This window comes from Dehalococcoides sp. UCH007 (assembly GCF_001010485.1).
Lineage (GTDB): Bacteria > Chloroflexota > Dehalococcoidia > Dehalococcoidales > Dehalococcoidaceae > Dehalococcoides > Dehalococcoides mccartyi_A.
This window is the reverse complement of sequence record NZ_AP014722.1, coordinates 1,388,746-1,415,716: the sequence shown is the minus strand read 5'-3', so window position 1 is coordinate 1,415,716 and position 26,971 is coordinate 1,388,746. Positions and strand designations below refer to the sequence as shown.

Here is a 26,971-nt window from a genome sequence, read left to right as displayed (position 1 = left end):
GCTATGAAAATACCTGATTTATATACTTATCTGTCCGAATTTCTAAGCCCTGCTATCAATCCTCTCAAGCTGGAAAAAGGGGCAAACAAAGACTATTATTTGGGGCTTGACTGGACTGAAGCCGCTACTCTCTATCCGAAGCTGGCCGAAGACGGCTTCGGGCTTATCGGCTTATTCGGCCTGGAGGGGTTCAGAGGTTACGAAGGACTCAGCCTTTTATACGTATTTGAAAAAAGGAATTACTCCGGGACGCTGGTAATTATCCGCCGTACAGACAGTTCGGTTGCCTCTGTTGCCGCCATTTTCCCTTCCGCCTGCTACTTTGAGAGGGAAATACGGGACGGCTACGGCTGTGAATTTGAAAATGCCTTTGACCGCCGCCGGCTTTGGCTGCATGAAACCTACCCTGCCAATTTCCATCCGCTGGTAAAAAGTTTTAAAAATCAGCCGCTTTGTCTGCCTGCCGGGGTGGAGGATGAAGCCATGTATCCGTTTAAAAAAGTAAGCGGCGAAGGTGTGTATGAAGTCGGAGTAGGGCCGGTGCACGCCGGTATTATTGAACCGGGGCATTTCCGTTTCAGTGCCATAGGTGAGCCCATTTTAAATCTGGAAGTCAGGCTGTTTTATACTCACCGCGGGCTTGAAAAACTGGCCATGGGCAAGGATATAGATTTCGGGCTTAAAATAGCCGAATCTGTAAGCGGTGATGAATCCGCCGCCAATGCTTATGCCTACTCTGCGGCGGTTGAACACATCTCTTCTATCCGTCCGCCCAGGCGGGCTGAACAGCTTAGGTTAATATTGCTGGAAATGGAAAGGCTCTATTCTCACCTTTCAGACCTTAGCGGTATGCTCACAGACGTAGCTTATCCGGTGGGGGCGGCTGTTCTTATGGCACTGCGTGAAGAACTGATGCGCTGGAACAAACGCCTTAGCGGTTCCCGCTTTTTAAAGGGCATAATTACCCCCGGCGGCTTGCTTCGGGATATACCTACCGGGATTGTAAATGAACTGGCAGATTACCTGCGTGTCTTTGAGGGCAGGTTTAACCAGCAGGTTGAAAAGGCACTGGCCAAGACCTCGGTGGTTGACCGTTTTGAAACTACCGGCATTATAAATAACCGCCTGCTTGTACCCCTTAATATTACCGGGGTGGCAGCCAGGGCTTCGGGGGCGGATATAGATACCCGTTTAAACCAGCCTTACGGCTTGTACTCTGAGCTTGCGTTTGAGCCGCCTGTTTTGCCCGAAGGTGATGTAATGGCCAGATTTAAAGTGAGGGTTTCAGAGGTGCAAACCTCACTGGGACTTATACTTCAGACCGCTTCCAGGCTTTCCGCCGGTGAATATATAGTCCCGCTTAAGCCGCAAAACGGCTACAGCCTAGTGCTGGTTGAGTCTCCCCGCGGGCAGTCCCTCCACTGGCTGTGGCTAAGGGACGGGAAAATTGAACGTTATAAAGTGCGTACCGCTTCTTACTGCAACTGGCAGGCCATAGAGCATGCGGTGCTGGGGGATATTATTCCGGACTTTCCCCTGATAAATAAAAGCCTGAACCTGTCTTATGCCGGGACAGACCTGTGAGGTATCTGCCGTGAAAAACGTTTTAAACAATATTTTTAAACCCAAAGTATGCCGGCAGATGCCAAAGGGTGATTCGGACTTTGATAAACTGGGCTTTGCCCTGAAAACCGAGATACACGCTGTCTTCGGGCGGAGTCTGGCTATCAGGGCGCTGGACAGCGGCAGTGACAACTCTGCCGAAATAGAACTGAATAACCTTTCCAACCCCTATTATGACATTGAGCGTTTCGGTCTCAGCTTCGTTGCTTCGCCCCGCCACGCAGATATACTGATAGTTACCGGTGCGGTCAGCCAGAATATGGCTATTGCCGTTAGGAAAACTTTTGATGCCATGCCTTCCCCCAAGCTGGTAATAGCCTTGGGAGATGATGCCTGCGGCAACGGCATTGTCTGCGGCGGTTACGGGGTACTGGGCGGGGTTGATAAAATATTGCCGGTAGACCTGAAAATACCGGGCAACCCGCCTGAGCCAATCCAGATAATCACTGCCCTGCTGGGACTTATGCAGTTGCTGCGGAAGAAATAACCCCTCCCTGTTGCCCCCTGCGGCCAGAGTCTTCTTTTTTACATTCTGCTATTTCTGTATCTGCTTTGACTCTCAGCCATTTTGAACCCCCGAAAAATTATTTCCATTTGGTCTTGACGCCGCATAGCAGTACGCCTTATAATTGCAACAATTACTAAATGCAACAAGATGCAATAATAAAACAGTTGCAAATAGCATTCAGGCAACACCTCATAAATGAAAGGAGACAGCAGGGTATGGCATGTTTTTTGGTGGTTGCAGGCGAGGCCGTGATTACCACGGTTGTTCAGAAAATAGTAGAAAAAAAGGAAAAACAGCAGGATATCAAAGCGGATAATACATCGGGCATAAGCTGGGGCAGGAAACTGGGCTGGCTCAACAAAATGCTCTGGGGCGGCACGGTGCTGCTGGCTTTGGAGCATGTCTGGCATGGCGAGGTTGTACCGTGGTGGCCGTTCCTGACGGCTATGGAGAATCCGGCTGATATCTCTCCCATGCTGCATGAAATGGCTACAATAGGCGGCGCTATGGCGCTTACTGTAACTGCCATCTGGGCAGTCATGGTACTTGTTGCAGATGCCAAGTTTAAAGCATCTGTTAGGGCAAATAACATTGGTGCAGGTGCATAATGTGGCTGATAATGACTTTGGCTGCCGCTATTATTACCACTGCTGTCTGGTATATAAAATCTCCGAATGACAAGTATAAACTGGGCTTTCTCAGCCTTATGTTCTGGGGTGCAAGCATAATGTGGCTGGTTGATCATGTAATAGCCTATCTTCAGGAAGGAGGTGAATTTCTGGAAATTAATCAGGATGCAACCTTCTTAGGAATAAGCGTAATCATCTTCGGGTTTCTGGTATGGGAAATAGTGCTGCTTGCCAGTGACCCCAAAGGAGTTATTAAAAAAGCTTTAACTAAATAGTATTTGTCCCCTATCTTTAATCTCTTTTAGAGGGAGGCTAAGAGCCGCCCTTTTTATTATTAAGAAGCAATCTGGATTTTGCCCCAAGACCGGCAATATAATAGTTAAAAGACTATACAGAGGAACATGCTGATGTCTGAAAAAGTAACATGGAAAGACAAATTGCGGGCAGACCCTATTCCTTGGTTACTGGAAACAGATTTATCCCAGCCGGCAGTCCGTTACTTTACCCTCAGGGATATTATCGGCTGCGGGCAAAATGACGCTGTGCTGAAAGAAGCTAAGGCCTCCATTATGTTAAGCGGGTCTGTTCCCTCTATACTGGCTGCCCAGTCCTCTGAAGGGTACTGGCTGCACCCCGGTGCGGGTTATTCACCCAAATACCAGAGTACTGTCTGGCAGATTGTTTTTCTGGCCCAGCTGGGGGCAGATAAATCTGATGGCAGGGTAAAAAAAGGTTGCAATTACCTGTTTGAATATAACCAGTCCAAGGCCGGCTGGTTTTCTTATAACGGCACTCCTTCAGGTTTTATTCACTGTCTGGCGGGCAACCTTGAAGCGGCTCTGATAGATTTGGGGTGGCTGGAAGATGAACGTCTGCAAACTGCCATTGAAAAACATGCCAGATTTATTACCGGGGATGGCATGGCAGATTCCGCGGCTGCGGGTGTAACAGACCGCTATTATGCTTATACTCCCGGGCCAATGTTCAACTGCGGTCCTAATGGAGGATTGCCTTGCGGTTGGGGGGCTGTAAAATCACTCAACGCCCTTAGCAGAGTCCCTCCGTCAAAACGTACCCCGGCTGTAATACGGGCATTGGACCGAGGCTTGGATTTCCTGTTCCGGTACAACCCTGCGGCGGCGGATTACCCCTTTGGCACCGGCAGCAAACCAAGTTCCAGTTGGTTTAGTTTCGGTTATCCCTTGGGTTATGCAGCTGATATTCTGCAAACGCTGGATGTATTGTCCGCTCTGGGTTATGCCCGTGACCCCCGCTTGGCTGAAGCCATAGATTTGGTGCTTTCCAAGCAAGACCCCAAAGGACGCTGGCCTATGGAATGCCGCTTTACCGGCAAAACTTGGATGGACATAGAAAAAAACAGACATTCCAGCAAGTGGATTACCCTGCGGGCTCTCAGGGTTTTGAAAGCGGCTTTTCCAGAGTAATGCTTATGATGTGATTTCACATTGTAATAGGGCTTTTTGTCTCTTGACTAGTATATAGTGTAAGTATATACTATGCACTATAGAGTAGTTGAGATGAGAAAATCAGATATAAACAAACAGGGACTACTGCGTATAAGTGAAGTCGCAAAAGCAACCGGGGTTTCTTTGCCGACTATCCACTACTATACCCGTGAAGGTCTGCTGTTTCCCTCCCTCAAGACGGCTCACAATATGGCCTACTATAGCCCTGATTGCGTTAAGGATATCCTGCTGATCAAAGAGCTTCAATCAAATAAATTCCTCCCTTTATCTGTAATAAAAATTATATTACAGGCCAGGCGGGATGGTCAGGATATTGAGCATGTGGCCGAGATGGAATCTGTACTGGGTGATATATTTCAGCCAACGCTTGATGAAACTAAATCCGGCAGTATATCTCTGGCTGAACTGGTATCTGTCTCCGGTTTAACCGAAACAGATATAAAGGAACTGGTTGCCAAGGGAGTTATTTTTGCATCCGAAACTGAAAAAGGGCCGGTGTTTGAAGGTATAGATATACGTATCGCCCAAATAGCTAAACGGCTGTTTACATTTGGCTTGAAACCGGCTGATTTTGAGATTTACAGGCAATACATGGAAATAATCCGCAGTGAATTCAAAACTATGCATGAGATTATCCATCATCTGCCGAACCACGAAGTAATCCCGCTTAAGGAATTTTTTAAACTGGCAAGTGATTTCAAGGGGTGTTTGGCTACCAAAATCTATCGGCAGGAAGCCCGTCACCTTCAGGAACACAGCTAATCGCAAGGAGAAAACTGGTGAAACTACACAATCCTATACCTAGACACAACTCAACCGAACATATTTATCTTGATACGTCCAAATGCTTTGCTTGCTGGAAATGTGTTGAAAATTGTCCTAATGGTGTTATAGAAAGTATCAGCATTTTTTCCCACACTCATGCCCATATCCGCAGGCCAGATGTCTGCAAAGGGTGTTTGAAATGTGCTAAGGTCTGTCCTCAGCAGGCTATTACACCGGTGCGTTCTATAGTTAGTTCAGGGGCAGCCCTATGAGAAAAGTTATTTGTTTGTCTATGGCTGTATTATTCTTGGCTACCATAATAACCGGAATTGCGGAAGCCCATGTCCAACCCGGCAATTCCGGCCACCATGTGGTTGTGGCAATAGCTTTTATTGCCTCAATACTTATCCATCTTGTATTAAATCGAAAATCTTTTATTCGTTATTTATCAGGTTAGGTTTGCAGATCGTGTAAATGATAGACAGTATCAGTATGGACTTTGAGTTAAATATTCGGTTTAGTTGTGCAGGTGCTTGTTTTTGAGCATGACTTAAAATGCGTATTATTTGGAGGCTAGGATTGCAGGAAAAGATAAGGCCAACAAAACTGTTATATGAAATTCGCAAGTCTGTCTCAGAGATTTTGGATAAACCTTTTACAGAACATATAGACCATCAGGTCTTCAAAGCTGACCAAAGACTTTTAGCTATCTGGGCTGCAGAATGCGCGGAGCGTGTTCTGCCATTTTTTGAAGAGAATTATCCCGGTGATGACAGGCCAAGAAAAGCAATTGAAATACTCCGGGACTGGATTGACACTGGGGTGTTTAGTATGGCTGTCATACGCAAAGCTTCTCTTGATGCCCATGCTGCAGCCAAAGGGAAGGAAGAAAAAGACGCTGTCTTTGCTGCCCACGCTGCCGGTCAGGCTGTTGGCACAGCCCATGTTGTGACGCATGCTTTGAGTGCGGCACTGTATAGTATTAGAGCTGTTGGTGCCCATTCGGCAGATGTAAATAGTTGGTTCCATGAGTATGATTGGCAGCTTGAACGATTGGCGAATATGTTAAACAAGGAAGAGAGTGACCGAGCCATATCGTAGAATCTCTTTAAAATAAAGACCAATCAGGGATAATCTGAAGGTAACAAATACAGCCAAGGAAAATAGAGCTGAGGTGCCAGTAGGTAGAACGTTAAAAGAATCCAATCTAACTTTCATCCTCAGTTGTTAATCTTAACAATTGGTACCATGATTGGGGCAAGTCAGTTGTTTTCAGAGATAGGTTTTATCTCTTGGTCAAATTTTCTAAGAACTTCATCAAGAGTATCGAGTACCTTATTTATTCGCCTCTATCTCGGATAAAGTATCCAATGGTTTGTTCGAACATGGCCAATTGATTATCTCTGTCAGTGATAATCAATTAATATCTGCTGGATTATTTGGTAAGCTCGTTTTGGGTTTTATCCCAATTCTTAGTGTTTGGCCAATAAAGGAAAAGTGCGCTTATTCCAAGGAAAAGTTCCACGAAGACCCAAAGCAGGCTACCTCCAATTGCTAATATAGCTACTCCCATTATTGCAACAGTAAAGAAAATGCACATGCGTAACATGATAACAAGGTAAACCCCCTGGTCTGTAAAAGGGCGAGAAAACAGCTTTTTCAATAGCTTCGGCATACTATGACCAACCATCCAGAACAGCAATGCCAATATCACAAAAGTGTCTACTGAAATCTGGATAGTGGCTTTATCCAGATATTGCGCGGGTAATAGCTCGAGTATGCCCATTATTATTACAAACACAATGGCAATAGCTATAAGCAAGATGCAACTAAAGGCAACTATCCGTGCGTACCTTTGCATACCACCTCCCAGCTTAATGATTTAGATTATATGAAGAGCAGTTAACAACACTGCAATCCCTGCAAATATTATTATATAACAAACAATCGTTTCTCCGGACTCCGTTGTTTCTGATCGTAATTTGCGTAATCTATACACAGCCATAATAATAAATAAGCAGGCAAGTATAATAGCACCAGTGTCTGACATTGCACTCCCCCTTATGGGCCAAATGGGTTGGGTACTATTGCACATACTCCAAACTTTTTAGTCCTGCTCCAAATAGTAGGCAAAATCCTAACTTATCAGAGTCTGACTGCGAAGAAGGTTTTCTCTTAAATAAAGAAAAACCCGAAAAGATTGTAAGAAAAAGCTCTAACAACAAAAAACCAATGTTCAAGTTCTACCTATGGATACCTTTGGTGGAGCTGAGGGGATTCGAACCCCTGACCTCTGCGATGCGAACGCAGCGCTCTCCCAACTAAGCTACAGCCCCATGTAAAGGGCATTATAACATAAGCCCGCTTTAGCATTAAAGCAAAACACCCGGCCTGCCTTGCCAGTGGACGAAGAATATTGATATACTTGCTAGTTAACCAGAGATAGGTGAAATGGTAACTACAATGACTCAATATGAAACAGTAATCGGTCTGGAAGTCCACGTTCAGCTGAATACCAAAAGCAAAATGTTTTGCCGCTGCAGTACAGACTATACCAGTGCCGAACCCAATACCCATGTCTGCCCGGTATGTCTGGGCATGCCGGGGGTACTGCCCACTATAAACAAGCAGGCGGTGGAATACACCATTATGTCCGGCTTGGCTTTGGGCTGTGATATTGCCTCCTTCAGCAAGTTTGACCGCAAAAATTACAACTATCCTGACCTTATGAAGGGTTATCAGATTTCCCAGTATGACCAGCCGCTTTGCGGCAGGGGATTTATGGATATAAATATAGACGGGGCTATCCGCCGCATCGGCATAACCCGTATTCACCTTGAAGAAGACGTGGCCAAACTCCACCATGAGAGTGATATTAACGGCCAGCCTTACAGCCTTTTAGACATAAACCGCTCCAGCATACCTTTGATGGAGATAGTCAGTGAGCCGGATATGCACACCCCGGAAGAAGCCCGCCAGTACCTTATGAAACTGCGAACCATCATGCGCTATCTGGGTGTTTCCACTGCCAATATGGAAGACGGCAGTTTCCGCTGTGATGCCAATATTTCCATACGGCCTGAAGGCTCAGATGCTTTGGGCGCTAAAGTGGAAGTAAAAAATATGAACAGCTTCAAGGCGGTTTTTTCCGCCTTGGAATACGAAGAAGTCCGCCAGCGGAAAATGGCAGATGAAGGCAAAAAGATAAGCCAGGAGACCCGCGGCTGGCAGGACGACAAATGTCAGACTATCTCCCAGCGTTCCAAGGAATTTGCCCATGACTATCGCTATTTCCCCGAACCGGATTTGCCCCCCCTGCATATCAGCTGTGACTGGATAGAAGCAATCAGGGCTAAGCTGCCCGAACTGCCCGAAGTCCGCAAGGAAAGGTTTATTCAGGGATACTGGCTGTCCGAATATGATGCTTCGCTGCTGACTGCCAGCCGTGAACTGGCAGACTATTTTGAAGCGGTTCTGTCCGAAGCTGATTTTCAGAATATACCGCAGGACAAGGGCGTAAAGGAAGTAGCTAACTGGGTGGTTGGGCCGGTAAGCTCCATAATGAATACTGCCGGGGCGGATATAAACGCTTTTGCCTTCAATGTCAGCCCGGCCAGTCTGTGCCGTCTTTTGGTGCTGGTTTCAGCCGGCAAAGTAAATGCCGCTACAGCCAAAGCTGTGCTTGAGGATATGTATAGTACCGGGCAGAATGCCGAGACTATTATTGAAAAGAAGGGTCTCAGCCAGATTTCCGACAGTTCCGAGCTGGTAGCCATTGCTAAAAAGGTGCTGGCGGATAACCCCAAGGCGGTTGCCGAATATAACGAAGGCAAGACCCAGGTTATCGGCTTTTTAGTAGGCCAAATGATGAAACAAAGCAAGGGCAGAGCCAACCCTAACATAGCCATGGAGTTGCTTAAGAAAGCTCTGGAGGAAGGATAAACATGCAAACCTACCTGATTATAGCCCAGATAGTGCTGGCCGTAGCCCTCACTCTGGCAGTCCTGATGCAAGTAAAAGGCGGAGGCCTGGGCGGTATCTTCGGGCAGGCAGATAGCGTCTACCGCACCAAAAGGGGTATAGAAAAGACTCTTTTTATACTCACCATCATACTGGTAGTCCTGTTCCTGCTGGTATCTCTGCTTATGCTGAAACTAAGCTAAAGGGGGCTAGTTGTGGGTATTATTACCCTTACTACTGACTTTGGCTTGCAAGATGCCTATGTGGCCGCCATGAAGGGGGCCATCCTGAGTATAAACTCAAATGTCCGCTGCTGGATATTTCCCATCAGGTAGAGCCCCAGAATATTCAGCAGGCGGCCTTTTTGTTGGGTGAGGTCAGCCCCTATTTCCCGGCAGACACCATTCACTTAGCTGTAGTAGACCCCGGAGTAGGCAGCGGCCGCCGGGGAATTATTTTATCCACTCCGGGCGGCATATTCATAGGTCCGGACAATGGTATTTTCAGTTATGTGCTCAGCCCCTATCTGCCCGAAAGTACCAGTAATTTGCTTCCGGCAGAGGGCCTGCTGAAGCTGGATATTCCCCGGGGTGTAGAAGCCTTTCAGTTATCCAATCCCGCTTTCTGGCTTAATCCGGTCAGTGCCACTTTTCATGGAAGGGATATATTTGCACCTGCCGCCGCTTATGTCAGTTTGGGTACTTCCCTTTCGGAATTTGGCCCGCGTCTTAACTGGATAAATGCTTTCCATTTGCCCTGTCCGCAAGCGGAGGTTGACGGTTCGTTTACCGGACACGTAGTGTACATAGACCACTTTGGAAATCTGATTACTGATATTACCCCCCAAATGCTGCCTTCGGATAAATCTATAAGGCTTGAGATTTCCGGCCGAACCGTTTACGGGCTTTGCCAAAATTACACTCAGGCCAGCGGCTTGCTGGCTGTTATTGGCAGCAGCGGGCGGTTAGAGATTGCTCTTCAGGGTGGCAGTGCCGCCGGTTTGCTTTCGGTCCGCCCCGGTGATTGCTTTCATCTTAGTTTTCTAAATTCTTCCAAAGGTTGAAAACAGACAAAAAAAGGGCCCCGTAAAAGATTCGGGGCCCAACTGTATTCCAAGCCATATTCAATTTTCGGGGGAAACGGTCGTTCCTTACTTTCCCCGCCTGGCCAAAAAAGCCAGATTTCTCGTTAACCGTAGAGTGAGTGAACCGGAAAGCTCAGGAACCTTCGCTGCTCTTTGCCGGATTGATAATGCTCAACTCCCCCTAGCTTCCACCAGCGAAGAGCCTGTACAAGGGAAAAACCAAGTACATAACAGAGCCTGCAGTTTCTCCAAATGCCTTGCCTCCTTCTGCCGGTATTGGCAAGGAACTCTCTTGCCTATCCTTATTATACCACGCCTTGTACATTCGCAAGTATCTTATACGAAAATGCACTGCGTGCATACACTCTTGCCTCAATCTGCGGTAAACGCTATTATTAGCATAATCTGGGTATGGAAAGGGGCAGGCAAATGATTAAAATTTCTATACAGGGAGCTCGCGGCTCTTTTCACGATATTGTAGCGCGCCATAAATTTCCCGGCGATTCCGAGATTATTGAAAGCAACACTTCTCATCAGGTATTTGAAGATGTTAAAAAAGGGCTGGCTGATTACGGAGTTGTAGCTATAGAAAACTCTCTTTATGGTTCGTTTCTGGAAAATTATGATAATTTACTTAACTACGAAAGCAAGATAGTCGGTGAAACTTATCTGCATGTTATCCTGAACCTGATTGCCCTGCCGGGTGTGAAGATGGAACAGATACGCGAAGTCTATACCCACCCTATTGCCATGATTCAGGCCGAATCTTTCCTTGAGAAACACCCCAGTGTGATACGTATAGAAAGCCACGATACCGCCGGTAGTGTCCGCATGATAAAGGAAAAAAGCCTGAAGACCGCTGCCGCCATAGGCAGCAATCTGGCCGCCCAGCTGTATGACATGAAAATACTGGCAAAGGATATTGAAACCGAAAAGCAAAACTACACCCGTTTTCTTATTATAGCCAAAGAACCCAAATACCCGCCTCAGGCGAACAAAACCTCTCTGGCTATAAAGGCTGAGAACAACGCCGGCAGCCTCTACAAATGCCTCAAATGTTTTTATGATCAGGGCATAAACCTGTCCAAGATAGAATCCCGCCCCATTATGGGACGTACCTGGGGTTATTATTTCTATCTGGATTTTGAACGGGGACTGAATACCCCTGAAACTCAGCGTGCCCTGAAGGAACTGGAAAAAGTGACCGAGAGCATTCATATTTTGGGTTCATATGAACAGGGTAAAGTATTTGAGGAATAGCCCTGCAACTTCTTTAAATTGAAAACATATCCTTAAGCTACTGATTTGCCGGCCTCTTTCGGGGCCGGTTTTTTTGTGTTTTCCGGTTTATTCCAGGAAATAATCATTTCGAGTTACTCTTTAAAGCCTGCTTGTACCCACTAGGATAATGCCGCTTTTTATAAGTATTTTTACATATAGGAAATAAGTAAAAATGCCTAACATATATTACGTATAAAAGCGGATAGTAAAAGGCCTATCTGATTGTATAATTTATTCATGAATTGGTGTTCACTGATTAAGATATTTTCTTAGTGAGGTGTGGCTTGCATTATGGCGCTCAGGAGAGACTGGGTGGCGTTGTGGAAGAACAGGTTTCAGTTAAGAGGATTGGAGGAATTTATGAGCAAGTTTCATTCAATGGTATCACGCCGTGATTTCATGAAGGGTCTGGGTCTTGCTGGGGCAGGTATTGGCGCAGTTGCTGCTTCAGCCCCTGTTTTCCATGACATTGACGAACTTATCGCCTCTGATACAGCTGTTCAGCCGCGTCCCTGGTGGGTCAAAGAGCGCCCTATTGATGACCCTACTATAGAGGTGGATTTCAGTATGATGGAACGCCATGACGGGCGTAATCAGGGACAATCCGCCAGAGTCAGAGCGATTTATTACGGGGCAGACAGAGTTTTGGGTGCTGCAGCTTTATCCGCTGCCGAACTGGCTGAAAGAACTGCTTCAAATTATCCCGGGTATACTTACCGTTCCAGGGCACTGGCCGGCAGTTTTAAACGGGTTTCTCAGGGCACTTCTCCCGGTTGGGCTGAAACCAAAGACCCCGCTCCGGTAAAAACTCCCGAGGAACGGGGTGAACCAAAGTGGACGGGTTCACCTGAAGAGGCTTCCCGTATGCTTAGGGCGGCTATGCGGGCTTATGGTGCTTCGCTGGTGGGCTATACCGAGCTTACTCAGGAACATCGTGACCATGTTATTTTCTCGTATGAGAAGGGCGATTCCAACAACGAAAAATACATCGGTACTACCGTTCCTGTTACCGCTGCCCGTCCTATTGTCTTTGAAAGTGTACCTAAAGCATATGAAACTACTGAAAAATTGGTTATCCCCAATGTACCCCTGTGGGAAATAGCCCTTTCAACCCAAGGTTCAAATGAACTCTGGCGTTCGGCTGGCACTTTGCTAGGCGGTATGGCAAATGCTAATACCTTCTACAATTGTGCTAACCTGCACGCTTCCACCTACAACTTCCTGCGTTACCTTGGTTACCAGCTTATCGGCACTATCGGTAATGATTCCCGTTATGTGGGTTCCGAGGGAGGAGCAGCTATCATGGCCGGTTTGGGTGAAGCCAGCCGCCAGAAGCTTTATACTCTCACCCCTGAATATGGTGCACCCGGACGTTTGTATGGCGTACTTACGGATCTGCCTCTTGAACCTACCCACCCCATAGATGCAGGCATTTACCGTTTCTGCCACTCCTGCCAGAAGTGTGCAGATTCCTGTCCGCCGCAGTGTATATCTAAAGAAAAAGAACCTTCCTGGGATTTGCCGCTGACGGAGGGCAAAGAGACTATATACTCGGTGAAGGGCACTAAAGCCTTTTATAACAATCTGCCTCTCTGCCGCCAGTATTCCAACGAAACCTCCCATGGCTGCCGTATCTGCTGGGGTGAATGTACTTTTACCGTAAACCGAGGCGCTCTGGTTCATCAGATTATCAAAGGCACTATTGCCAATGTTCCTCTCTTCAACACCTACTTCTACAAGCTGGGTGCTGCCTTTGGCTATGGTACTGACCCTGAAAAAGCCGAAACATGGTGGGATCTCAGTCTGCCTACCCTTGGTCAGGACTCAACAATTGTTGCGGCTGATGCCGGTTACGGTAAATAGGAAAGGAGATTAAAGCTTTATGTGGTTTTTTATAGGAATCATAATTGGGGCTTTAGTACTGGGTTTAATCTGGTGGCTGAGACGCAAAAATTTTAACCTTACCTGGTACGAGTGGGTTATCGGCATACTTGGGCTGCTTTTGCTGGTATTTACCCTGCAAAACTTTATGGGTAGCTTTGAAGAAGTAGAATCCAAGGCCGCCTACATGTTCCTGTTGGTTACCGGTTTGCCGGCTCTTATCCTCTTAGCGCTCAGCTGGCAGCTGGCCGCAAGGAGAATTGCTAAAGTCTGAAACCTGTAATGCCGCAGGTATAAATATGCCGCGTTAACACTTGCTACAGTGCCCGAATCTGAGAAGTTCGGGCACTGGTATTTCTATCGGTGTGATTATTTCCCTATAATAATGAATAAAATTGAAATAATCTTTCAAAAAGTAAAATAATATGTTATTATTACTCGCTTTCAGTGTACCGCATGCCTTTTATGACCCTTTAGCATATCTACCCTAAAATTATTTGCTTTGGTTTCAAGTTAGCGTGATACAAAAATGAAGTAGGAGGTTGACTAGGTTGTTCAAACGTTGGTGGCCCTCATTTTTAGGTACTCTCTTAGTGGCGGTGGCTTTTATCTGGGTGTATGTGTTTTTCCCGGTTATGGCTAAACTGCCGGCGGATTACGAACAGAATTATTATTTTTCCGGTACTGTTCAGGTACTGAACTCTGCTACCAATCAGCTTAATCCCGCCATGCCGGTCAATGTTACCCGTGCCCTGAAGGCCAGTGGTCTGGAAGATGATGTTCTGCTTATGGACCAGAAGATTACTTTTACCCACGCTCAGGCGGGTACAGAGTTGCCCTTTGGTTCAGAGGAAGTTTACGGGTTGGACAGAACTACCCGGGCGAATGTTGCCGGTTACGGGGATATTGACCGCACCGGCCAGTTTACCTTTCCGGCAAATACCCAGAAGCAGGATTATCCTTTCTGGTCTGCAACAGCCCACCAGAGCCTGACTGCCAAATTTGTCAAAGAGGAAACCTATCAGGGTCTGACTGTTTATGTCTTTCAGGTAGACCAGAAGAATATAAATCTGGGTACTTATGCTAATACCGGCATACCCCAAACTGGTGATTTCCTGATAAATATCAAAGTAGAACCGGTTAGCGGAGTGCCTGTGTACTCAGATACCACTACCACCCTCAAAATCTCTCCCGCACCCTCAGTCAGCATGCCTATATTCATTTCAACCATAGCCTATACCACCGAAACCATTGACGAGATGGTAAGTACCGCTGAGTCCACCAAGAGTATGATTATGTGGGCCAGTGTCTATGCCTTCTGGATAATAATAGGTGTAGGCATTGTCTTTATCGGAATCGGGTTTTTCCGAAGCCGCACAGCTTAGGGCTAAATCTTAATCAAGTCTAAACGGGGGGGTGGGTTTAAAACCCGCTCCCCGTTTTTTTATGTCCCAGAGCTTTTGGGTACGGCTTTACCGCCATTCTGCCCTTGTATTTGAGGATGAGTGGCGGTTATCATGGGGAGAAAGGCAAGAGTATGAATGAACAATCAAAGAAAACCCGCGGGCCGGTGATTGCAGGGGTTTTGTGTATTCTCTCAGCCGCACTGGGTATGCTGGGCATACTGAATTATTCTTTGGGCATATTCGGGGCAGCCGGGAGCGGATTCGGCAAGGGGGATATTCCGCCTTTCGTACCCAGTATTATCTTTGATACCCCAATACCGGCACTTGCTGTTGCATGTGTGGCTCTGGTAGGTAGCATCTTTGTTTTTCTGCGGAAGAAATGGAACTGGGCGTTAATTGGTGCTATAGCGGCGGCCTGCTCATTTGTCCTGACCGGTATCCCGGCGGTAATACTATTGCTTTCGGGCAAAGATGAATTTACCGGCTAGCACTTGATACATTGCCCTGTCCGCTTGGGCTGTCTTTCAGGCAAAATATTGCATGACATCGGCATTTAAGCCTTATTTAGACAGGAAATAGCCTACCCCGTGCATATTCATAATATGTTTTGGGGCATATGAATCTGCCTCAAGTTTTCGCCTCAGATTATATACATGTACCTTTATGCTGTTTATTACTTCAGGGTAATGCCCGCCTGAAATCAGTTCAGACAGCCGTGAGTAAGTAACTATATTGGGGGCATCCTTAAGAAGCTCATGCATAATCTGGCTTTCAATGGTGGTCAAGATTACAGTTTTTTGGTTCATGAATAATAGACGTTTAAAATAATCCAGTTTAAATGGCCCCCACTCCAGCAAGGCATCCTTGTTGGTGGTTATGGGGCGGCGGAGTATGCAGCGGATTCGGGCAAGCAGCTCCATCTGGCGGAAGGGCTTTATTATATATTCGTTTGCTCCCAGCTCCAGTGCTTCCACCACATCAGATTCTTCTGACCGTACAGTCAAAATAATAATGGGCGTATCGCAGAAAAGCCGGGCATCTTTCAGCACTTCCAATCCGTCCATATCCGGCAGGCTCAGGTCAAGGATAATCAGGCTGGGTTTTTGTTCTTCAATCAGTTTCAGCCCGTTTTCCCCGCGGGAGGCACTCAGCAGAGTTACATCAGGCCAGCCTATCTTCAGGGCAAAAGATATTGCCTGCACTATCTTATAATCATCTTCGATAATAAGTATCTTCATTTGGCGTTTGGCCTCAGCGGTATGGAAAAAGTAAAGGTGCTTCCTTCGCCGAGTTTACTTTTCACTGTTATTTCCCCCTCGTGCAGGTCAACAATCATCTTGGACAATGCTAAACCGATACCCAAGCCTGAGGGAGAGCCCTTTTTATTGCTGCGTGAGTATAGTTTAAACAAAGCCCCTGTCTCCTTCGGGCTCATACCTTTGCCGTTATCTTTAACTTCAATCACCAGATATTTATTGCCGGCAGCGGCACTCAGCCGTATATCTCCGCCCAGAGGGGTGTATTTGGCAGCATTATCCAGCAAATTTAAAATTACCTGTTTCAAACGTTTATAATCGGCTACCACAACCGGCAGCGAATTTTGCAGGCTGATGGTCAGCTTTTGGGCGTTGGATTCAAATACGGGTCTTATTATCTCTTCCACATCTTTAAGCAATTCGTAAATATTCAGCGGTTCGCATTCCAGCCGGAGCAGTCCCACCTCTCCCCTTGCAATATCCAGAAGTTCGTCTACCCGCAGGTTAAGGTCCTGTATGCCGGCGTACAAACACTTGATATAACTGTGATTGGGTTCTTCTTTCAGGTTTTTGCTAAGCAGCTCAGACGTAGCCAGCATGGAGGTCAGAGGGGTTTTCAATTCATGAACCAAAGCCCGCATAAAGGTAACCCGCTGGCTTATCTCGTTTTCCAGGGTTTCCCGGAGCTGTTTTTCACGCTCTAAAGACTCCCGTAATTCCTGTTCATTCTTTTTTCTGGCGGTTATATCCCGGATAACCGAAATTATCATAGTATCACCGGCCAGATAAATTATTTTGTGGTTAATCTCAACCGGGATACTCTCCCCGTTTTTATTTTTGTGGGCTATCTCCAGAACCTCATGCCCTTTTATAAATAAATCGTTAAGTATTTCTGTCCCGCGGATTGCTGTTTCCGGGGAATCTATAAACAGGTTTGTCTTGCCTATCAGCTCTTCGTAAGTGTAGCCAAAGTGTTTGCAGGCGGCGGTATTGGCATCGGTAATAGTTACCGGCTCATTGGGATTGTTAAATTTGAACAGCAGAATAGCATCATTGGCGCGGTTGAAAAGTTCACGGTATTTCAGGCGCTCTTTTTTCAAAGCGTAGTTGCATTGCTTTAATTTGGCTATTTCGTCTTTTAGTTCGTCTATTTCCACCCAAGTTCTCTCGTGTGTATGTAGCTATATTATACTGCCAAAACATGCTATATAACCAGATAACTCCCGTTTATACCAAGATTAGCAAAAGTAAAGAAACCTTAATTAAGCCTTATATTAACTTTACTTTGAGCTTGAGAGCTTTACCGTTTGGTTTACTGCGGTTATTTATAATATTCAGATATCCTTGAATAATGTTAAGGAGGGGTAGACAAGACCAGAGTAAAAAACTGTATGGCATGCTTGAAATATTTGCAGGAAAGGAAAGAATTATGAGTAAATTTCACAGTAGCCTCAGCCGAAGAGATTTCATGAAGGGATTAGGATTAGCAGGTGCCGGTATCGGTGCAGTTGCCGCCGCTTCCCCTGTTTTCCATGACCTTGATGAAGTAGCCTCGGCAGATTCATCTGTCGCCAAACGCCCCTGGTGGGTGAAAGAGGTTGACAAGCCGACCATAGAAATAGACTGGAGTAAAACGTCCTCGCTGCCGTTTCCCCAGGAAGGTTGTCACCTTCCCCCGCTGTTAGCTGATTTTGTGGGATGGGACAGGGTAAATGCCGCTATGGCTCAGGGTGTGGCCAATCTTAACGCAGGTGCCAAGAAGACCGGCTCCAGAGAAGCCATTTCCCTGCTGGATACCTCCATGCAGGAAGCTGCCTGGCCTCATTTTATAGCTCATGCCGGCTGGAGAGAACCTGTATATCCGGCTTTGGAAGGGGCAGCCCCCATACCGGAGCTGGTAGGCCAAACCTATACCCATGAAAGTTTTGGAGTACCCCGCTGGGAAAGCACTCCCGAAGAGAATTTTGCCTTGCTCAAATCTGCCATGAGGTTTTTCGGTGCCGGTCAGATTGCATCTATAGAGCTGGATAACAATGTAAAAAGCATGTTCTATCCTGTAGATGCCAGCCGTATGTTCTTCAACGGCCCGCCCATGGCTTATGGTTTTGAAGATTGTGATAACGGCTACGTAACCGATACCCACTTTATTATTCCCAACAAAGCCCGCTGGGTGGTTACCTACACTACCCCCATGCCAAAGGAAATGTACCGCACTGCACCTTCGGGTGTTTGTTATGCCGCCAATATGAGCCGCTACCGGCTTAATCAGGAAACCATGGCTTGTGTTCAGAAATTTCTGCTTGGGCTGGGCTATCAGGGTTTGCAGTCTGCCCCTTGGCCTAACGGTATTTGTCCTTCTCCGGCTGTGGCCACTTTGTCTGGTCTGGGCGAAATGGACAGAATTAATCAGTGTGTTATTCCTGAAGAAGGTGCGGTAGTAGGTATCTACAAATTTATCACCGACCTGCCTTTGCCCGTCAGCAAACCCATAGATTTCGGTGCTTTCCGCTTCTGCCATAGCTGCCGGAAGTGTGCCGATACCTGCCCGGCCAAGGCAATATCCTTTGAAGAAGAGCCTACTTGGGAACCGGCTGGCCCTTGGAGCACCAGCGGTAAAAAGGCTTACTACAAGAATGAACCTGAGTGCAAGCTGTATCAGCACAGCACCGGGGCTACCTGCCAGATATGTACCGGCGTTTGTGTATTTAATGTAAATACCAAAGCCATGATACATGAGATTGTCAAATCCACCCTCTCCACCACCGGCATTTTCAACACTTTCCTTTGGAAAGCAGATGTTGCTTTTGGTTACGGCCATCACGATGCGGCCGAATGGTGGGATCTTGACCTGCCCAGATACGGCTTTGATACCACTATGGGTGTCAGAGACGGCGGGTACGGAAAGTAAGAATTAGGAGATAGTGATATGTGGTTTACGATAGGTATATTAGTAGGTGCTTTGATACTGGGGCTTGTCTGGCTGATGAAACGGAATAATTTTAGCATGACCTGGTACGAGTGGCTGATTGGTGCAATCGGTTTGCTTATGCTCCTTTTCACCATCCAGAACTATTTTGCCAGTTTGGCAGAGATAGAACCCAAAGCAGCCTATATGTTCTTGCTGGTAGTGGGCTTGCCGGGACTTATCCTGCTGGCCTTAGCCTGGCAGCTGGCTGCCCGAAGAGTAAAGAAAGCCTAAATTCACGGTAAAAACAGAAGGGGGGAGACTTTAAAGTCTCCCCCCTTTTAATTCTCCGGCTGTAATCCGGGTCAGGTATATTTGAAGGGCGTAAGCTTCTTATCCTTCTTGGGGCTGATGGTTAAAGCTTTATTTCGTATATGGGTAAGAGATTCAGTCAGCCTTATTTTTTCTTCTCTGGGAACACCTTTCATCAAATCAGTAAATATCTCAAGTGAAGTATTTAAGGCTTCAGGGAAAAGCTCTATGGCTTTTTGGGTTAGTTTTATCCTGACCATGTGTTTCTTTTTAAGGTCTTTGGTTTTGGTAATCAGCCCGTCTTTTTCCATGCGGCTGAGCATAGCTGAGATGGAATGGGGTTCAAATACAATCCTCTTGGCCAGATTATGGGGGGTGGATTCTCCTCCCAGGCACAAAAGCTCATGTATAATGGCGAATTTTTCGGTTGTCAGGTGAGTATCCTTCATTTTGCGCTCCCAGAGCCGGTTCATGACGTGCCGGGCCTGGACGATGTTTATCCAGAGTAAATGCTCCAGTGTTATGGTTTCGTACTTGTTCATTTCTGTCCTGTGCTTGTAATTATCGTTAGTTAATTGTTATATCTTAATCCCTCAAGCAGTTTTTGCCAAATCTCCGCACATACTCTTGACAATGAATCAGCGGTATATTAGTCTATATAGACTAGTCTATATAGACTAATATACTATTGGAAGAGGGTGATAGCAAGCTAAAAAATAAAAATTATAACAACAGCGGTAGTTTAATAGAATTCGAAAGGGGAAATCTATGAAAAAGTTTCATTCCACACTCTCGCGACGTGATTTTATGAAAAGCCTCGGGGTAGTCGGAGCAGGTTTAGGGACTATGAGCGCTGCTGCCCCTGTTTTCCATGATTTGGATGAGGTTACGTCTTCGGCAATCGGTATTAACAAAAATCCCTGGTGGGTGAAGGAAAGGGATTTTAAAGATCCTACTGTTCCTATTGACTGGTCAAAAGTAACCCGTCAGCGGGGTGTATTTCAGGGTTTGCCCAGACCCACGGTAGCTGACTTTGAAAAGGCCGGGGTTATCGGCGGTACTTCTACAGACCTTGAAACCCCCGAAATGGCACTTACTCTTTACGATGCCATGGCCAAGGAATTTCCGGGATGGACTCCCGGTTATGCAGGTATGGGTGATGTCAGGACTACTTCACTCTGCAACGCTTCAAAATTTATGATGTTCGGTGCTTGGCCCGGCAATATGGAAATGGGCGGCAAAAGAGTTAATGTCATCGGTGCTATTATGGCGGCTGGCGGCAGTCCCACCTTTACTCCGTGGTTGGGGCCTCAGTTGGACACCACTACCCGCCCCCAGGATTTTGGCGCTCCCGTCTGGCAGGGTACACCTGAAGAAAACCTGAAAACCTGCCGTACTGCTATCAGGTTTTTTGGAGGCTCGGATGTGGCCGCACTTGAACTTGATGATGATATTTTGAAATTTATTCACTCTCAAATCGGCGGCAAAGATGTAGTCGTTGAAGATGTAGACGAAGCTTATGAAACCGCAACCAAGATGGTTATCCCCCGCAAGTGCAAATGGGTACTGATGTGGAGTGCCAGGCAGTCACTGGAAGGCACCCGCCGTCAGGCCGGCATCACCGAAAACTTCTCTGTCTGGTATTCATATTCCCGTTTCCCCAAGGTCGGTGCTCAGTTCCAGGAGTTTATCCGCGGTTTGGGTTATCAGGCCTTGAATCCGGGTATGATGGGCTTCTTGGCTAACCCCTTGGCAGCCTTATCCGGTATGGGCGAACACGGGCGTATGTCTTCACCCACTCTTACTCCCAAATACGGCACAACCAACCGGGCTATGTGGGCGCTTATTACAGACCTGCCCTTGCTGCCTACTCCGCCCATAGACTTTGGTGCTTACAAATTCTGCAAGACCTGCGGTATTTGTGCGGACTCCTGTCCCTTCAATCTGATTCAGCAGGGTGACCCCACCTGGGAAAACCCTGCCTCAGCCAAGTCCGGCATCCAGCAGGGAACATTTGAGGGTTGGCGAACCAATACCGCAGATTGTCCTCACTGCCCCACCTGTCAGGGCACCTGCCCCTTTAACAGCAAACCGGATTCATTTATCCATGCTGTGGTTAAGGGAACAGTTGCCAATACTCCTCTGCTTAATAGCTTTTTTACCAATATGGAAAAAGCTATGGATTACGGGCGGAAAGATCCTGAAGAATTCTGGGATTTGGACAATGACTTTACCTACGGTATTGACACCAGTTACTAAAAGCTTAAGGAATTGGAGGTAGGAAATATGTTTTTCGTAGGACTGGCAGTAGCAGTCGCTTTGACCCTGTTTGTTGTCTGGCTTGTGCGCCGGCAGCTTGGTATAAAGTGGTACGAATGGGTTATCGGTCTTTTGGCGGTCTCATCCTTGTTTGCCACCGTCCAGCATTATTTCAGTTCGCTTGAAGAGAACGAACCGACTTCAGCCTGGATGGGTGCGTTGATATTCGGTATTATCTTTCTTATACTGGCCGCACTGGACTGGCAGCTTATTATCCGCCACAAAAAGACAGCCTAGTAAAGCTTAGTTTATCAGCTTAAAAGGGGGAGGTTTAACCTCCCCCTTTTTATTATTCCCTGAATTTTAAGATGCCGGCAGTTTTGACATTTAATAGTTAAGTATATAAAATATTAAGTTACTAAATAAAAAAGGAGATGAGATGACAAGGCAAGCATTTATTGAAGATATTTACAATAATATGTGCCTTATAAAGAAAATTATGTTTGCGGCTGGCCATGCCGGAGGAAACGACCTGGCTCTTGGCCATACCCAAATGATGGTACTAAGGGCAGTAGAAAAAAATGAAGGCACAGGCATTAAAGACCTGGCCAATTTGCTCAGTATCAGCCCCAGTGCGGTTACCCAGATAGTAGACGGTCTGGTGGAAAAAGGGCTGCTTACGCGGGAGATAGATTTAAAAGACCGGCGGGCTATCTCTCTCAGCATTACGGCGGCGGCATCAGACAGGATAGCTGAAATAAAGAAACAAACTGCAGTAAAAGTAATATCCGCCTTTGAGGTGTTGAGTGATGACGAACTGGCTACGTTTGCGTTGTTGAATAAAAAACTGGCAGAAAAGATTACAGGAAACTAGGGAGACAAATCATTAGTGAAAAAGGGTAATAAACTATTTATTCTTTTGGGTGTCATATTGTCCATGATACTGGCCTCACTGGACCAAACTATCGTGGCTACGGCTATGCCCAAAATAGCGGCCGATCTGAATGGTCTTTCACATCTGAGCTGGGTTTTTACAGCTTATATGTTAAGCTCCACCGTAACAGTGCCTATTTACGGCAAACTCTCTGATATTTTCGGGCGGAGACCGCTGTACCTCATTGGTATCGGTATTTTTCTTTTGGGCTCTGTGCTTTCGGGTTTGGCTCAGGATATGACTCAGCTTATCTTTTTCCGCGGCTTGCAGGGTATCGGCGGCGGTGCCATGATGGTCAATTCCATGGCGCTTATCGGTGATATATTCTCCCCTGCTGAACGGGGCAGATGGCAGGGTGTATTAGGCGGTGTTTTTGGCCTTACTGCGGTGGCCGGTCCTTTGCTGGGCGGCTGGATAACTGATGCCTTCAGCTGGCATTGGATTTTTTATATAAATATCCCGGTTGGCATTGCCGCTATGGCAGTGCTGGCTATGGCTATTCCTCCTATTCAGCATAAAATTAAGGATCGTTCCATTGATTTTTTGGGCGGGGCTTTATTAATTGTGGGGTTGGTACCCCTGCTGCTGGCGTTTGTTTGGGGCGGCAGCCAGTATGCCTGGAACTCATGGCAGATACTCTTGCTGCTCGGCATCGCCATTATTTCCCTATTTAGCTTTGTAATGGTAGAGCGCAGGGTAAAAGAGCCCGTGCTTTCAATGGGTTTATTTAAGACACGCATTTTCTCGGTTTCGGCTATAACTTTGTTCTTGACCTCCATGGGTATGTTCGGGGCACTTTTATACATTACGGTTTTTGCTCAGGGAGTTGTCGGTGTATCCGCTACTTCTTCCGGCCTGATACTGGCACCCATGATGCTTTCAGTGGTAATAGCTTCAGCTATAAGCGGGCAGATAATCTCCCGTACCGGCAATTATAAAAAACTGGCGGTTGGGGGTGTGGCGCTGGCAACTGTTGCCATGTTCATTTTTTCATTTGTAGGTATAAATACTACCAATACCCAGCTGGTAATGTGCATGATACTGCTTGGGCTGGGTTTGGGTGTCACCATGCCTATTTTTACCATTGCCGTGCAGAATGCTTTCAGCCACAAGCAGTTAGGTGAGGTAACCGCCGGTACCCAGCTTTTCAGGAGTATAGGCGGTACAGTCGGCGGTGCTTTGCTGGGCGGCGTTATGAATGCCAAGCTATCCTCCCAGCTGATTGATATTGCTAATGAGCCTTTTGTTGAGCTTATGGGACAGCTTAACCCTGCCGGCACTCCTACGACTATAGACGGCAATACTATACAGGCATTTTTATCTACTGACGGGCAAAATCATATATATCAGCTTATCAGTCAGGCTCCGGCAGCCGTTCAGGACCAGCTTGCGGCCTCGTTTGACCATTTTCTGGTAACCCTGAAGACAGCTTTCAGCAACTCCATCGATCAGGTTTATCTCATCGGGGCAATGCTCATGTTTGTAGCCCTGGTAGCGGTATTCTTCATGCCTCAGATAACCCTTAGGAAGACTAACCACCCCCCTCTTGAAGAAGCGGGAGTGGGTTTGGAAATTCAACTGGGGCAATCTGACAAGAAAAATGAACCCCGCTTGTAGTCCGTTTTTGCCGTAACAGGCTAAAGATCAAACAGCTTTAATTTTTGGTATAGGGGGGATTTAGTCCCCCCTAAATTTTTACAGACGGTTTCGGTTCTTTTGGATATAATAAAGGGGTGAAAACTTTACTGATTTTCCCGCCCCAGTGGATTCCTTACCAAACATATCTCAGCCTGCCTTCGCTTACAGCTTACCTGAAGGAAAATGGTATAGATACCGTCCAGTATGACTTCAATCTTGAAGCTTACAATGCTTTTTTCTCCGAAGAATATCTGCGCAGCCTGAAAACTGGTCTGAACGCTGAATTCAAGCGTCTTGATTCTTCACGCAGTCTGTCCCCGCTTGACCAGCAATACTACAATGACCTCTTTATTGCAGGTGCCTCTCTGGAGAAGGTGGCAGGCGGGATTTCAAAGGCAAAAGCTGTCTTCCATGACAGCACCAGCTACTATGACCCCGATATACTCGCACAGGCCAGAGAGACTTTAAATCAGGCTATGGCCATAATTTCTACTGCCCACTTCCCTACCCGCCTGGACTTGAGTTCCTTTGAAATGGGCGCTTACCAGCGGTCTTACCGTGATATAAAAGATGCCACCGCGGATAATGCACAGAACCCCTATATCAAACTCTGCCGGGAAAAGCTGCTGCCTTTTATAGCTGAGTGCCGGCCGGATATTATCGGCATCTCAATTGCAGGTGACAGTCAGCTGCTTCCGTCACTCACATTGGCCCGTCAGCTCAAAGCGGCGAACCCCAAGGTGCATATAGTAATCGGTGGGTATATTGTTACCCTGCTTGGAGATGTGATTGCCCGCCATGAAGAGCTTTTTAAACTTTTCTTTGACAGTGCAGTGGTCAACGAGGGTGAACAGCCCCTGCTTGAGCTGGTTAAATGCCTTGAAAGCGGGCGAAGTCTTTCCGAAGTACCTAACCTTATCTATTTTGACGGCCATATACAGGTAAATCCAAATAAACCTTCGGTGAAAATAAATTCCCTGCCTGCCCCCTGTTTTGACGGATTGAATCTGGGTGATTACCTTTCGCCGGAGCCGGTTCTGCCCCTGCTTGCTTCCCGTGGGTGTTACTGGGGCAAGTGTGCTTTCTGCTCCCATAACGAGGCCTATGGCTGGCGCTACCAGAAAAGAGACGCCGTTAAAATTGCAGAGGATATGCGGGTGCTCTCAGCAAAGCATCAGATTGATAAATTTGCCTTTGCTGATGAAGGTTTAGCTCCCTCTCTGGCAAACAAACTTTCAGAGGAACTTATAAACAGGGGTATAACGGCCAGTTGTTCGGTGAATGTGCGGCTGGAACTTGGCTTTACACCGGAACTGTGTTTTAAAATGCGCAAGGCCGGTTTCAGGGTATTATTTTTAGGGCTTGAGTCCGGTTGTAATCGTATCCTTGAGCATATGGAAAAAGGTACAACCAAAGAGATAGCCGCACAGGTCTGCCGCAATATTTACCGGGCAGATATCTGGAATCATCTGTACGTATTTCTGGGTTTCCCGACTGAGAGTGCGGCTGAGGCAAGGGAAACAATTGACTTTCTGGCTGAAAACAGAGATATTATCCGCTCTTTCAACATAGATTTTTTCAGTTTGGGCAAGGGGTCTGCTGTGTCCAAACTGCCTGAAAAATATGGGGTTACCGCTGTTATAGAAAATAAAAAAGCAGATGAGTTTAAGCTCTCACGCAGTTATCAGACGTCTTGCGGCCTCTCCAGTCAGGAAGCCTGTGAAATGAGTATCCATAGCTGGGCTGAACTTATAAACCAGCACCCCAGCCGTGATATTTTTAAAAGACTCTTAGTGGCTGACCTTTTGCCGTATGTATCCCGTTATCCGCTTATCACGGACCTGCTGAGTGCCGCAGAAATACCGCCTAAAGCAGCGCAGCCTCAGGATTATCCGGTAAATGCTTCGGCAGTTCCCCTGTTAAGCAAACAGTTAAACTCTGCGGTACTTAATTTCAATCTGGTGAAAATCAGGCAGAATATCAGCCGCAAGCTTACCCAGTCTGCCACTCCCGAAAAAACCACGGTGGTGTATGAGCCGGTTAGAAGCCGTCTCATAACGCTTACCCGTACGGAGCTGGCTATATTGGGTCTATGTGACGGCAGGCGTGATTTGGAGCAGATTGTAGACGCGCTATCTGCCGGGTACAATGCCCCCAGGGATATCATCGAAAAAGACTGCCGTCAGTTTTTACGCCTGCTGCGGGAAATGCAGATTATATCCTTTAAAAATAAACCGGCATAGGTTTAGCTAATCAGCCGGCTTTTGTCAGGGAAAATTCTCAGACTGTATTTTGTTATCATACTCATGGAAAATGCTCAAATCACGGTTGGCATCGGATTCTGATTCTGCCAGTGCCTCTGCTGCATTGGCCATTACTTTCGTGAGTAAACTATAAAGCGTTTTTGTTTCATCATCCGACAGGTTTTTAAAAAGTTTGCTTGTCCTGTCCAGCCGGAAGGCGTCCGCTCTGGCGGCATCCCCTTTTTCGGTAAGGGTTACCCTTATCATATTTCTGCGGGTCAGGTTTTTATTCAGGGCAATCAGCCCTTTCTCTTCCATTCGTTTCAGTATCACCGATATTGTATGGGGTTCTCGTAGATATTCTTTGGCGATAAGGGCCGGGGTAATTATCCTGTTTTTACCTTTATGCAGGATATTCAGTATACCTGCTTGTTCAGGCGTCAGGTCCTGCTCTATCAGCTCTTTTCTTCTTACGTTGTAAGCTACAGCCCTTGCCTGCATTATGATGCCCCAGATGTCAAAAGTGCTAAGTTTCAGAGTGTGGGTCATATCATTTTCCTAAGTTGTATTTTGCTGAACCTCATCGCAGGTAATTAAACACCAAAATTACTGTTTGATACAAATATTATACTCACCCGTGGCGGGCTAAACAGAGAAAGTAAGCATTAAATATACCATTAGTATACTAAATGCCTAGTTTAATAAGTATTTATACTAATTGACAGTGGTTGTAAGGGATGAGTAATATTCTATAACGAACATTAATTTTATCTGAACTATATTAGGGAGGGCAAATGAGG

Annotated in this window: 29 protein-coding genes, 1 tRNA gene and 1 pseudogene; 25 read left to right on the top strand and 6 right to left on the bottom strand. The window is 46.6% G+C overall.

What is annotated here, in order from left to right:
• Window positions 1–3 precede the first annotated feature (3 nt).
• From UCH007_RS07415 to UCH007_RS07375, 9 genes are all read left to right on the top strand, one after another.
• Window positions 4–1,584, top strand: coding sequence for a hydrogenase large subunit (locus tag UCH007_RS07415; protein ID WP_046961467.1), 1,581 nt, complete (start codon window positions 4–6; stop codon window positions 1,582–1,584).
• Window positions 1,585–1,594: 10 nt separating this feature from the next.
• Window positions 1,595–2,110 (top strand): NADH-quinone oxidoreductase subunit B family protein, encoded by a 516-nt coding sequence (locus UCH007_RS07410; RefSeq protein WP_046961466.1) that lies wholly within the window; start codon window positions 1,595–1,597, stop codon window positions 2,108–2,110.
• A 236-nt stretch (window positions 2,111–2,346) separates the two neighbouring features.
• Entirely contained in the window at window positions 2,347–2,739 is a 393-nt protein-coding gene (locus UCH007_RS07405; RefSeq protein WP_046961465.1) for a hypothetical protein, read from the top strand.
• Complete coding sequence (locus UCH007_RS07400; RefSeq protein WP_046961464.1) at window positions 2,739–3,035, top strand: hypothetical protein; 297 nt, start codon at window positions 2,739–2,741, stop codon at window positions 3,033–3,035. The genes UCH007_RS07405 and UCH007_RS07400 overlap by 1 nt, the downstream gene beginning before the upstream one ends.
• 132 nt (window positions 3,036–3,167) lie before the next feature.
• Entirely contained in the window at window positions 3,168–4,205 is a 1,038-nt protein-coding gene (locus tag UCH007_RS07395; protein ID WP_231854698.1) for a nitrogen fixation protein NifH, read from the top strand.
• Between the two features lie 93 nt (window positions 4,206–4,298).
• Window positions 4,299–5,009 (top strand): MerR family transcriptional regulator, encoded by a 711-nt coding sequence (locus UCH007_RS07390; RefSeq protein ID WP_046961463.1) that lies wholly within the window; start codon window positions 4,299–4,301, stop codon window positions 5,007–5,009.
• The gene (locus tag UCH007_RS07385; protein ID WP_313769646.1) at window positions 4,952–5,284 is read left to right on the top strand and encodes a 4Fe-4S dicluster domain-containing protein; all 333 of its coding nucleotides are present in this window, start codon (window positions 4,952–4,954) and stop codon (window positions 5,282–5,284) included. The genes UCH007_RS07390 and UCH007_RS07385 overlap by 58 nt, the downstream gene beginning before the upstream one ends.
• Window positions 5,281–5,469: a hypothetical protein gene (locus UCH007_RS07380; RefSeq protein ID WP_012882674.1), complete on the top strand. Its 189-nt coding sequence runs from the start codon at window positions 5,281–5,283 to the stop codon at window positions 5,467–5,469. The genes UCH007_RS07385 and UCH007_RS07380 overlap by 4 nt, the downstream gene beginning before the upstream one ends.
• Before the next feature lie 122 nt (window positions 5,470–5,591).
• Window positions 5,592–6,113 (top strand): putative immunity protein, encoded by a 522-nt coding sequence (locus UCH007_RS07375; protein WP_231854697.1) that lies wholly within the window; start codon window positions 5,592–5,594, stop codon window positions 6,111–6,113.
• A gap of 334 nt (window positions 6,114–6,447) precedes the next feature.
• Here UCH007_RS07375 and UCH007_RS07370 read toward each other — a convergent pair whose 3' ends face one another.
• Both UCH007_RS07370 and UCH007_RS07365 read right to left on the bottom strand, forming a co-directional pair.
• The gene (locus UCH007_RS07370; protein ID WP_046961462.1) at window positions 6,448–6,873 is read right to left on the bottom strand and encodes a hypothetical protein; all 426 of its coding nucleotides are present in this window, start codon (window positions 6,871–6,873) and stop codon (window positions 6,448–6,450) included.
• Window positions 6,874–7,272: 399 nt separating this feature from the next.
• Window positions 7,273–7,348: transfer RNA gene (locus UCH007_RS07365), tRNA-Ala, on the bottom strand.
• A gap of 127 nt (window positions 7,349–7,475) precedes the next feature.
• Between UCH007_RS07365 and gatB the strand changes: the two genes are divergently transcribed.
• The 9 genes and pseudogenes from gatB to UCH007_RS07325 all read left to right on the top strand — a co-directional run bounded on the left by gatB (window position 7,476) and on the right by UCH007_RS07325 (window position 15,112).
• The gene (gatB, locus tag UCH007_RS07360) at window positions 7,476–8,954 is read left to right on the top strand and encodes an Asp-tRNA(Asn)/Glu-tRNA(Gln) amidotransferase subunit GatB (protein WP_046961582.1); all 1,479 of its coding nucleotides are present in this window, start codon (window positions 7,476–7,478) and stop codon (window positions 8,952–8,954) included.
• Window positions 8,955–8,956: 2 nt separating this feature from the next.
• On the top strand, window positions 8,957–9,175 hold the full coding sequence (gene secG, locus UCH007_RS07355) for a preprotein translocase subunit SecG (RefSeq protein ID WP_011309994.1): 219 nt from the start codon (window positions 8,957–8,959) through the stop codon (window positions 9,173–9,175).
• A gap of 69 nt (window positions 9,176–9,244) precedes the next feature.
• Window positions 9,245–9,633, top strand: a pseudogene (locus UCH007_RS07955) (SAM-dependent chlorinase/fluorinase); the annotation flags it as partial.
• Window positions 9,634–9,819: 186 nt separating this feature from the next.
• The gene (locus tag UCH007_RS07950; protein ID WP_413544602.1) at window positions 9,820–10,035 is read left to right on the top strand and encodes an SAM hydroxide adenosyltransferase; all 216 of its coding nucleotides are present in this window, start codon (window positions 9,820–9,822) and stop codon (window positions 10,033–10,035) included.
• A 450-nt stretch (window positions 10,036–10,485) separates the two neighbouring features.
• Complete coding sequence (pheA, locus tag UCH007_RS07345) at window positions 10,486–11,316, top strand: prephenate dehydratase (protein ID WP_012882670.1); 831 nt, start codon at window positions 10,486–10,488, stop codon at window positions 11,314–11,316.
• Between the two features lie 381 nt (window positions 11,317–11,697).
• The gene (locus UCH007_RS07340; protein ID WP_041331600.1) at window positions 11,698–13,200 is read left to right on the top strand and encodes a reductive dehalogenase; all 1,503 of its coding nucleotides are present in this window, start codon (window positions 11,698–11,700) and stop codon (window positions 13,198–13,200) included.
• Window positions 13,201–13,219: 19 nt separating this feature from the next.
• The gene (locus UCH007_RS07335; protein ID WP_012882668.1) at window positions 13,220–13,492 is read left to right on the top strand and encodes a hypothetical protein; all 273 of its coding nucleotides are present in this window, start codon (window positions 13,220–13,222) and stop codon (window positions 13,490–13,492) included.
• Between the two features lie 277 nt (window positions 13,493–13,769).
• On the top strand, window positions 13,770–14,603 hold the full coding sequence (locus UCH007_RS07330; RefSeq protein ID WP_046961461.1) for a porin PorA family protein: 834 nt from the start codon (window positions 13,770–13,772) through the stop codon (window positions 14,601–14,603).
• Window positions 14,604–14,755: 152 nt separating this feature from the next.
• The gene (locus UCH007_RS07325) at window positions 14,756–15,112 is read left to right on the top strand and encodes a hypothetical protein (RefSeq protein ID WP_046961460.1); all 357 of its coding nucleotides are present in this window, start codon (window positions 14,756–14,758) and stop codon (window positions 15,110–15,112) included.
• A gap of 72 nt (window positions 15,113–15,184) precedes the next feature.
• On the opposite strand, the gene UCH007_RS07320 is transcribed toward UCH007_RS07325, so the two are convergent.
• A complete protein-coding gene (locus UCH007_RS07320) occupies window positions 15,185–15,862 on the bottom strand; it encodes a response regulator transcription factor (RefSeq protein WP_012882665.1) in 678 nt (225 codons plus the stop codon).
• Window positions 15,859–17,037 (bottom strand): PAS domain-containing sensor histidine kinase, encoded by a 1,179-nt coding sequence (locus tag UCH007_RS07315; protein ID WP_023652879.1) that lies wholly within the window; start codon window positions 17,035–17,037, stop codon window positions 15,859–15,861. Before UCH007_RS07315 ends, UCH007_RS07320 begins: the two co-directional genes overlap by 4 nt.
• A gap of 272 nt (window positions 17,038–17,309) precedes the next feature.
• On the opposite strand from UCH007_RS07315, the gene UCH007_RS07310 reads away from it, so the two are divergent.
• Together UCH007_RS07310 and UCH007_RS07305 are read left to right on the top strand one after the other, a co-directional pair.
• Entirely contained in the window at window positions 17,310–18,788 is a 1,479-nt protein-coding gene (locus tag UCH007_RS07310) for a reductive dehalogenase (RefSeq protein WP_023652877.1), read from the top strand.
• Window positions 18,789–18,806: 18 nt separating this feature from the next.
• Window positions 18,807–19,079, top strand: coding sequence for a hypothetical protein (locus tag UCH007_RS07305; protein WP_046961459.1), 273 nt, complete (start codon window positions 18,807–18,809; stop codon window positions 19,077–19,079).
• Between the two features lie 71 nt (window positions 19,080–19,150).
• On the opposite strand, the gene UCH007_RS07300 is transcribed toward UCH007_RS07305, so the two are convergent.
• Entirely contained in the window at window positions 19,151–19,639 is a 489-nt protein-coding gene (locus UCH007_RS07300; RefSeq protein ID WP_023652876.1) for a MarR family winged helix-turn-helix transcriptional regulator, read from the bottom strand.
• Between the two features lie 226 nt (window positions 19,640–19,865).
• On the opposite strand from UCH007_RS07300, the gene UCH007_RS07295 reads away from it, so the two are divergent.
• The 5 genes from UCH007_RS07295 to UCH007_RS07275 all read left to right on the top strand — a co-directional run bounded on the left by UCH007_RS07295 (window position 19,866) and on the right by UCH007_RS07275 (window position 26,171).
• Window positions 19,866–21,356, top strand: coding sequence for a reductive dehalogenase (locus UCH007_RS07295; protein WP_046961458.1), 1,491 nt, complete (start codon window positions 19,866–19,868; stop codon window positions 21,354–21,356).
• Window positions 21,357–21,383: 27 nt separating this feature from the next.
• Window positions 21,384–21,653 carry a hypothetical protein gene (locus UCH007_RS07290; protein WP_041331592.1) on the top strand — a complete coding sequence of 90 codons (270 nt, stop codon included), beginning with the start codon at window positions 21,384–21,386 and terminating at the stop codon, window positions 21,651–21,653.
• Window positions 21,654–21,795: 142 nt separating this feature from the next.
• The gene (locus tag UCH007_RS07285; protein WP_023652873.1) at window positions 21,796–22,230 is read left to right on the top strand and encodes a MarR family winged helix-turn-helix transcriptional regulator; all 435 of its coding nucleotides are present in this window, start codon (window positions 21,796–21,798) and stop codon (window positions 22,228–22,230) included.
• Window positions 22,231–22,245: 15 nt separating this feature from the next.
• Window positions 22,246–23,907 (top strand): MDR family MFS transporter, encoded by a 1,662-nt coding sequence (locus UCH007_RS07280; protein ID WP_041331589.1) that lies wholly within the window; start codon window positions 22,246–22,248, stop codon window positions 23,905–23,907.
• A 116-nt stretch (window positions 23,908–24,023) separates the two neighbouring features.
• Window positions 24,024–26,171 (top strand): B12-binding domain-containing radical SAM protein, encoded by a 2,148-nt coding sequence (locus UCH007_RS07275; RefSeq protein ID WP_046961457.1) that lies wholly within the window; start codon window positions 24,024–24,026, stop codon window positions 26,169–26,171.
• 24 nt (window positions 26,172–26,195) lie between these two features.
• Here UCH007_RS07275 and UCH007_RS07270 read toward each other — a convergent pair whose 3' ends face one another.
• Window positions 26,196–26,720 (bottom strand): MarR family winged helix-turn-helix transcriptional regulator, encoded by a 525-nt coding sequence (locus UCH007_RS07270; RefSeq protein WP_023652870.1) that lies wholly within the window; start codon window positions 26,718–26,720, stop codon window positions 26,196–26,198.
• Between the last annotated feature and the right edge of the window lie 251 nt (window positions 26,721–26,971).

Coding starts and splice junctions, on each gene's coding strand:
- UCH007_RS07415 (WP_046961467.1), top strand. CDS start 4: ATGAAAATACCTGATTTATATACTTATCTGTCCGAATTTCTAAGCCCT.
- UCH007_RS07405 (WP_046961465.1), top strand. CDS start 2,347: ATGGCATGTTTTTTGGTGGTTGCAGGCGAGGCCGTGATTACCACGGTT.
- UCH007_RS07400 (WP_046961464.1), top strand. CDS start 2,739: ATGTGGCTGATAATGACTTTGGCTGCCGCTATTATTACCACTGCTGTC.
- UCH007_RS07395 (WP_231854698.1), top strand. CDS start 3,168: ATGTCTGAAAAAGTAACATGGAAAGACAAATTGCGGGCAGACCCTATT.
- UCH007_RS07390 (WP_046961463.1), top strand. CDS start 4,299: ATGAGAAAATCAGATATAAACAAACAGGGACTACTGCGTATAAGTGAA.
- UCH007_RS07380 (WP_012882674.1), top strand. CDS start 5,281: ATGAGAAAAGTTATTTGTTTGTCTATGGCTGTATTATTCTTGGCTACC.
- UCH007_RS07370 (WP_046961462.1), bottom strand. CDS start 6,873: ATGCAAAGGTACGCACGGATAGTTGCCTTTAGTTGCATCTTGCTTATA.
- gatB (WP_046961582.1), top strand. CDS start 7,476: ATGACTCAATATGAAACAGTAATCGGTCTGGAAGTCCACGTTCAGCTG.
- secG (WP_011309994.1), top strand. CDS start 8,957: ATGCAAACCTACCTGATTATAGCCCAGATAGTGCTGGCCGTAGCCCTC.
- UCH007_RS07950 (WP_413544602.1), top strand. CDS start 9,820: ATGCTGCCTTCGGATAAATCTATAAGGCTTGAGATTTCCGGCCGAACC.
- pheA (WP_012882670.1), top strand. CDS start 10,486: ATGATTAAAATTTCTATACAGGGAGCTCGCGGCTCTTTTCACGATATT.
- UCH007_RS07340 (WP_041331600.1), top strand. CDS start 11,698: ATGAGCAAGTTTCATTCAATGGTATCACGCCGTGATTTCATGAAGGGT.
- UCH007_RS07335 (WP_012882668.1), top strand. CDS start 13,220: ATGTGGTTTTTTATAGGAATCATAATTGGGGCTTTAGTACTGGGTTTA.
- UCH007_RS07325 (WP_046961460.1), top strand. CDS start 14,756: ATGAATGAACAATCAAAGAAAACCCGCGGGCCGGTGATTGCAGGGGTT.
- UCH007_RS07320 (WP_012882665.1), bottom strand. CDS start 15,862: ATGAAGATACTTATTATCGAAGATGATTATAAGATAGTGCAGGCAATA.
- UCH007_RS07310 (WP_023652877.1), top strand. CDS start 17,310: ATGAGTAAATTTCACAGTAGCCTCAGCCGAAGAGATTTCATGAAGGGA.
- UCH007_RS07305 (WP_046961459.1), top strand. CDS start 18,807: ATGTGGTTTACGATAGGTATATTAGTAGGTGCTTTGATACTGGGGCTT.
- UCH007_RS07300 (WP_023652876.1), bottom strand. CDS start 19,639: ATGAACAAGTACGAAACCATAACACTGGAGCATTTACTCTGGATAAAC.
- UCH007_RS07295 (WP_046961458.1), top strand. CDS start 19,866: ATGAAAAAGTTTCATTCCACACTCTCGCGACGTGATTTTATGAAAAGC.
- UCH007_RS07290 (WP_041331592.1), top strand. CDS start 21,384: ATGTTTTTCGTAGGACTGGCAGTAGCAGTCGCTTTGACCCTGTTTGTT.
- UCH007_RS07285 (WP_023652873.1), top strand. CDS start 21,796: ATGACAAGGCAAGCATTTATTGAAGATATTTACAATAATATGTGCCTT.
- UCH007_RS07270 (WP_023652870.1), bottom strand. CDS start 26,720: ATGACCCACACTCTGAAACTTAGCACTTTTGACATCTGGGGCATCATA.